This is a genomic window from Thalassoroseus sp. (genome assembly GCF_984380535.1).
The window spans coordinates 159308-165421 of record NZ_CFHRBF010000022.1; the positions used below are offsets into that span (position 1 = coordinate 159308).

Consider the following 6114-nt stretch of genomic DNA (forward strand, 5'->3'; position numbering starts at 1 on the left):
TCTCGAAAACGATCGTCGCCATAATTACGAACCTGTCCTGCTCGCTTGATAATCTTCCGCCGCTTCTCGGACGTCGGAATCGTCCGAAATCAGACCGATTGCAACGAGTCGTCTTAGAACGTCAGACGATAACGTTTCCACCAATTCCAAGAGCCGCCGATATTCCCAATAGTCATTGAGGTCGAGAACTTCGGTGGCGACTTCTTCAATATTCTCAATAACCCAAGTCTTCGGAAATGCCAAAACTTGCTGACGTCCGGCCAAAATGCGGTGAGCATTCTGAGGCTGACATGCCATTTCAATCGCAGGTTTCAGTTCTTCCAAGTTCTTAGCAGACATCGTTAGTACTCGTCGTCATCCTCGTCGTCTTCATCGTCTTCGTAATCGGGGTGGAGGGGGTTGTCGGGGGAGAAGAAGAAATCGCCCAGGCCCATTGGCACCACGTTGCCACCGAGAGTCTGGTTCTTTTTGTCGGCCAGGGAATTCAAGTCCAATGCATCTTCGCCGAGACATGTTTTCAACGCCTCGCGCCAGGCTTCGTCTTTGCTCAGCGGGTGATCGGGGTCGGCGGCGATGCGTTTCATGGCGTATCGCAGCACGTTGATGCCGTCGCGAGTCGAGAAGTCAAGCTTCAAGTCGTGCGATTCCTGCAAGAACTCCACCGTCAGATTGAGCATATCTTCTTCGGCGAACGGCAGGTGATATTGCAGAATCGCCAGTTCATCGACGCGGTTGGGATGTCCCAATGTCAGCGTCGGTTGTAGACGACTCAGGATGTAATCGGGGATTTCGTAGGTGCTTTCGTCTTCGTTCATCGTGACGGCACAGCGGAAGTCCGGATGAGCAGAGATCGTGACGCCCGCGATGATGCTTTCGACATACCGTCGATGATCGAGCAGAGGAGCCAGACTTGCCCAACTCTTTTCGTTCATGCGGTTGCCTTCGTCGAGAAGGCAAATTCCGCCTTTGATCATCGCAGAGACCAATGGCGACGCGTGATACTTAATCGTCCCCTGCTCGCCTAAGACCGGCGTGACCAGCAAATCCTCGGGACGCGTATCGGCTGTGCATTGGTAGATGTACAACGACTGTTGCCGAGTCCGGGCGGCAGCAATCGCCAATGTCGTCTTCCCAATTCCCGGTGTGCCGACCAATCTTGGAGAGAGCGGCAAATCCTTCTCATCGAGAACCAACCAGCATGCGAGCACTTGCTTGAGCACTTCCCGCTGGCCAATCCACTCTCCTTCAGACGCATCCGGCCCGGCCAAATGGAGGCTGACCCCATCAATATCGACTGTTTCCGCCATGATTCCGCTGTAGTTTCCAAAGAGTTGCAGAAAGTTCGACACCCATCAACCTGGGCGTATGTGTCCAAGAACTGTCGTGATGGAGATTATACACCGAGCTGCGACCATTCGACAGGAGAGGAGTTGAAGGTTGTATTCCGCGGATGCAAATGCTTCACTGAGGGTAACTGAGAGGACCCCCACGATTAGAACCCTCAAATGGGCGGTTCGCCGGCTTTAACCACACCCCAAGGACCACGACCATGCGCCGAATCAGCGTCTTTTCCTTGCTCAGCGTCCTGTTCGTCTCGTTGACGGCGGAGGCTCAGGAAATTGTCGATGACTGGAAATACACCGTTCGCCGACCGGTCGACAGTTGGCGGGCCGTTGCGTTCAACGATTCCGCTTGGAAAGACGGGACCGGGGGGTTTGGGACCGTTGGCACACCCGCCGCACGAATCGGGACCGTCTGGTCGACGAATAACATTTGGCTCCGAAAGACGTTCGAACTCAAAGAAATTCCCGCCAAACCTGCGTTGCTGATTCATCACGACGAAAACGCGCAGATCTTCATTAACGGCGAGCATATCGAGTCGTTTGACGGGTACATCACTGAATACAAAGTTGTGCCGTTGACGAAAGATCAGCGTAATGTGCTTCGCGAGGGCAAAAACGTGATGGCGGTTCACTGTCGGCAAACCGGCGGCGGACAGTTCATCGATGTGCATCTGGTCGATGCCGAGAATGTTCCAGAACTTCCGCAACCCAAACGCAGCACGAAACCATTTGAATCCGAACTCATCACGAAATGGGGCGAGGAACTCACGCCTGAAAACGCTTGGACCGAATACCCCCGCCCGCAAATGCAACGGGAGAACTGGACCAACCTCAACGGCCACTGGGACTATGCAATCACCACGGCTGAACAGAACGAAATGCCAAGCGAGTGGGCCGGAAAAATCCTCGTCCCGTTCTGCTTAGAATCCAAACTCGGTGGCGTGCAGCGATTGCTCGATGCCTCTGAAGCACTGTGGTATCGCCGGCAGTTTCCATGTAAAAAATCCCAGACGAAACGCCAATTGCTCAATTTCGAAGCGGTCGACTACCGTTGCGAAGTTTTCGTGAATGGCCAAAGCGTCGGTAAGCACATCGGCGGCAACACCCCGTTTTCCTTCGATATCTCGGAAGCTGTGAAGGACGGCGAAAACGAGCTTGTCGTAAGAGTCGAGGACGACACCGAGGAATGGCAACTCCGGGGCAAGCAAGTTCTTAATGCCCACGGAATCTGGTACACGCAAGTATCCGGGATTTGGCAAACCGTGTGGTTGGAGGAAGTTCCAAAAACTTACATTGGCGATATCAAAATCCAAACGGACGCCAAAAATGGTTCGATCGAAGTCGCCGCCGAGATTGAAGGTAACCGGGCCGACACGCAACTTCGACTGCGGATCGTCGATGGCACGAACCTGAAGTTTGATTCCAAAGGCAGCAGCGCGAAAACCTTCCTCATTGCGATTTCTGATCCGAAACTGTGGTCACCTACCTCACCGCATCTCTACGATTTGGAACTGTCCTTGCTGACTGCACGTGGCGAAGTGATCGACAAAGTTCGCTCCTACGCGGGCATTCGCACGGTGGGAAAAACGCTCGACGCCGACGGCAACTTGCGATTCACACTCAATGGCGACGTCATTTTCCACTGGGGACCACTCGATCAAGGTTGGTGGCCGGATGGGTTGCTCACACCGCCGTCGGACGAAGCCATGCTGTTCGATATCGAATGGCTCAAGCAGGCGGGTTTCAACATGATCCGCAAGCACATCAAAGTCGAACCGCGACGCTACTACTACCATTGCGACCGGCTCGGCATGATGGTCTGGCAAGACCAAGTCAGTGGAGGAAAGAATTGGCCCAAATGGACCCGATTACAACCGGACCCCACCGATTCCGCATGGCCCGCCAAACAACATCATCAATTCATGGCCGAACTGGAATGGATGATCGATGCCCTCGAAAATCATCCCTCGATCGTGGTGTGGGTGCCGTTCAACGAAGCCTGGGGACAGCACAAGACCGTCGAAGTTGGGCAATGGACCGCCAGTCGTGATCCGAGTCGATTGGTGAACGTCGCCAGTGGCGGTAACTTCTGGCCAGCGGGGGACATCGTCGATGAGCACTCTTACCCACACCCGGCGTTCCCGTTTAACCTGGGTCAAGGTGGCCGATTCGATGATTACATCAAAGTCGTCGGCGAATTCGGCGGACACGGTTTCCCCGTCCCGGAACACATCTGGGATGCCGACCGTCGCAATTGGGGTTACGGCGGACTGCCAAAGACGATTGATGAATATAAAGAACGCTACAACCATTCATTGAAGATGCTGAACGATCTTCGTCAATCGGGAATCGCCGGAGCTGTCTACACTCAGACGACCGACGTCGAAGGCGAAATCAATGGCCTCCTGACATATGACCGCAAAGTCATCAAAATCTCCGCCGACGAACTCGCCAAATGGCACCAGATCTTGTTTGAGTCGGACGAGTAAACAAATCCCGATTCCCGCGGTGTTCCCTGGTCTGGTCCGTCATGGATCACCCGTGAATTTTGCCGGTTGTCAGATAGGATTCACTCGCTAAATTAGAGAAAAAAGCTCGCAACACGGCTTTGACCAGCGAAAAATGTTGCTTTTTTAAGACCTCCGTGTTTTCCCGTGCTTCCGTGGTGGCTATTTAGTGGTGGCTATTTATCGGTCACCAAGTCGCAAATATTCACGGAGTCGTCACGTCAATTCGTGCGATCAGAATCCATCGTCATAGCAATTTGAGGAATGTTCAAGATGTCGGAAACCGTAGAAAAACAACAATATGCCTTCCAAGCCGAGATCAATCGTCTTCTCAGTTTGCTCTCGGAATCGTTGTATCAGAACCGTGAAATTACACTCCGCGAGTTGATCTCGAATGCCTCCGACGCACTCGACAAAATGCGACACGTCATGCTCACGGACGACTCGCAACGAAGTGACGAGGAACTCGCGATTCGCCTGGAACCCGACGAAGAAAAACGGATTTTGACCATCCGCGACAACGGCATCGGGATGACTAAAGAGGAGCTAATCGAGAACCTCGGCACGATCGCTCATAGCGGCACGCTTGAATTCTTCCAGCAGCTTGCCGCCTCTGGAAAACAAGCAGATTCCCACTTGATTGGCCAATTCGGCGTTGGGTTCTATTCCGCGTTTATGTTGTCCAACGAGGTGGAAGTCCTCACGCGGAGTTACAAAGACGAACAGGGCTACCGCTGGGAATCCGACGGTTCCGGCAGCTTCACGATTGAACCGGTGGACGGTCTTGATCGGGGCACACAAATTCGGCTGCACCTCAAAGAAGGCGACGAGTACACCGACTTCACCAAAAACGCCCGACTGAAATACATCGTCCGCAAGTACTCCACATTCGTGCCCCACGCAATCAAACTCGGGGACGAAACCCTCAACGACCAACGCCCGATTTGGGTCGAGCCGAAATCGAACCTCACCGACGACGACTACACGAAATTCTATCAGCACCTCTCACATCACACCGAAGAAACCCCGCTGTGGCATTTGCACCTCTCGGCTGATTCGCCGATCCAATTCAATGCGATTTTGTATTGCCCGCGAAACAGCTTCGAGAAGCTCGGCTTCGGTCGGAACGAACACGGATTGCACCTATGTGCGAAGCGGATTCTCGTCGAAGACAACAACCGCGATTTGCTGCCGGAGTACATGCGGTTCCTCTACGGCTTGGTCGATTCCACCGATTTGCCGTTGAACGTCTCGCGGGAATCGCTGCAAGACAACACCATCTTCCGTCGCATCCGCAAAGTTCTGGTGAAGAAAGTCCTCGATCACCTTAGCACATTGGCCAGTGAAAACGCGGACGACTACCGCACGTTCTATAACGAGTTCGGCCCGATTCTGCGGGAAGGTGTGGGGATTGATTTCGAAAACCGCGAGAAAATCGGCGGGCTGCTGCGATTCCGTTCGTCACACACGACTATGGACGAAACCACCAGCTTGGACGAATACCTCGAACGAGCGAACGACGATCAGAAGAAAATCTATTTCCTCGGTGGCCCAGACCTCGCTAGTTTGCAGAAGAATCCGAATTTGGAAGTCTTCCACAAGAAGAACATCGAAGTGCTGTACCTCACCGACCCGATGGACGAGTTGGCCCTGTCGCACCTCGCGACCTACAAAGAGCATCCGCTGACGAGCATCGATGCCGCCGACGTCGATCTGCCCGAAGACGAGAAAGCGGAGAACGAAGAGAAAACGGAAGACAAGAAGGACGAAGAAGTTCCCTCCGGCTTCGAAAAAGTGCTGACACTTTTCCGCGATGCCCTCGGCGATCAAGTGCAAGAAGTCAAGCAATCCAAACGGCTCACGAATTCGCCAGTGTGTTTGGTCAACCCCGCCGGTTCGATGAGCACGCAAATGCAGAAGGTCATGCAGATGGCCAACCGCGACTTCACGATGGGCAAACGCATCTTCGAAGTCAATCCGCATAGCCCGCTGATCGAACGCCTTAGTGGTTTGTCATCCAACGCCGACCACGACAACTTCATCCGTGACTGCGCAAAACAACTCTACGCCAACGCCCTACTCCTCGAAGGACTAGCCCCTGACACCGAAACCCTAGTCAATCGCACCGAACAATTCATGCAAGAACTCGCCCAGAAACGTTCGCCAATCGTGACCTAGTTTTTCGCTACTTGGGTAGGCTGGGTTAGTTTGAGTAGCGACTGTCTTGCGTTTCAAGTTGTGTTTGGTGTTTTGTTCCACATTTT

At 53.4% G+C, this 6114-nt stretch carries 4 protein-coding genes; 2 read left to right on the top strand and 2 right to left on the bottom strand.

The window, feature by feature from the left end; genetic code table 11:
• Positions 1 to 24: 24 nt before the first annotated feature.
• Together AC5DDB_RS26220 and AC5DDB_RS26225 are read right to left on the bottom strand one after the other, a co-directional pair.
• On the bottom strand, positions 25 to 339 hold the full coding sequence (locus AC5DDB_RS26220) for a hypothetical protein (protein ID WP_491742723.1): 315 nt from the start codon (positions 337 to 339) through the stop codon (positions 25 to 27).
• A 2-nt stretch (positions 340 to 341) separates the two neighbouring features.
• On the bottom strand, positions 342 to 1307 hold the full coding sequence (locus AC5DDB_RS26225; RefSeq protein WP_491742728.1) for an AAA family ATPase: 966 nt from the start codon (positions 1305 to 1307) through the stop codon (positions 342 to 344).
• 242 nt (positions 1308 to 1549) lie between these two features.
• On the opposite strand from AC5DDB_RS26225, the gene AC5DDB_RS26230 reads away from it, so the two are divergent.
• On the top strand, positions 1550 to 3832 hold the full coding sequence (locus AC5DDB_RS26230) for a glycoside hydrolase family 2 protein (RefSeq protein ID WP_491742724.1): 2283 nt from the start codon (positions 1550 to 1552) through the stop codon (positions 3830 to 3832).
• A gap of 291 nt (positions 3833 to 4123) precedes the next feature.
• Positions 4124 to 6028 carry a molecular chaperone HtpG gene (gene htpG / locus AC5DDB_RS26235; RefSeq protein WP_491742725.1) on the top strand — a complete coding sequence of 635 codons (1905 nt, stop codon included), beginning with the start codon at positions 4124 to 4126 and terminating at the stop codon, positions 6026 to 6028.
• Positions 6029 to 6114: the final 86 nt, after the last annotated feature.

Bases quoted from the DNA above. Each gene is read 5' to 3' on its own strand.
- AC5DDB_RS26220 (WP_491742723.1), bottom strand. From the start codon at position 339: ATGTCTGCTAAGAACTTGGAAGAACTGAAACCTGCGATTGAAATGGCA.
- AC5DDB_RS26225 (WP_491742728.1), bottom strand. From the start codon at position 1,307: ATGGCGGAAACAGTCGATATTGATGGGGTCAGCCTCCATTTGGCCGGG.
- AC5DDB_RS26230 (WP_491742724.1), top strand. From the start codon at position 1,550: ATGCGCCGAATCAGCGTCTTTTCCTTGCTCAGCGTCCTGTTCGTCTCG.
- htpG (WP_491742725.1), top strand. From the start codon at position 4,124: ATGTCGGAAACCGTAGAAAAACAACAATATGCCTTCCAAGCCGAGATC.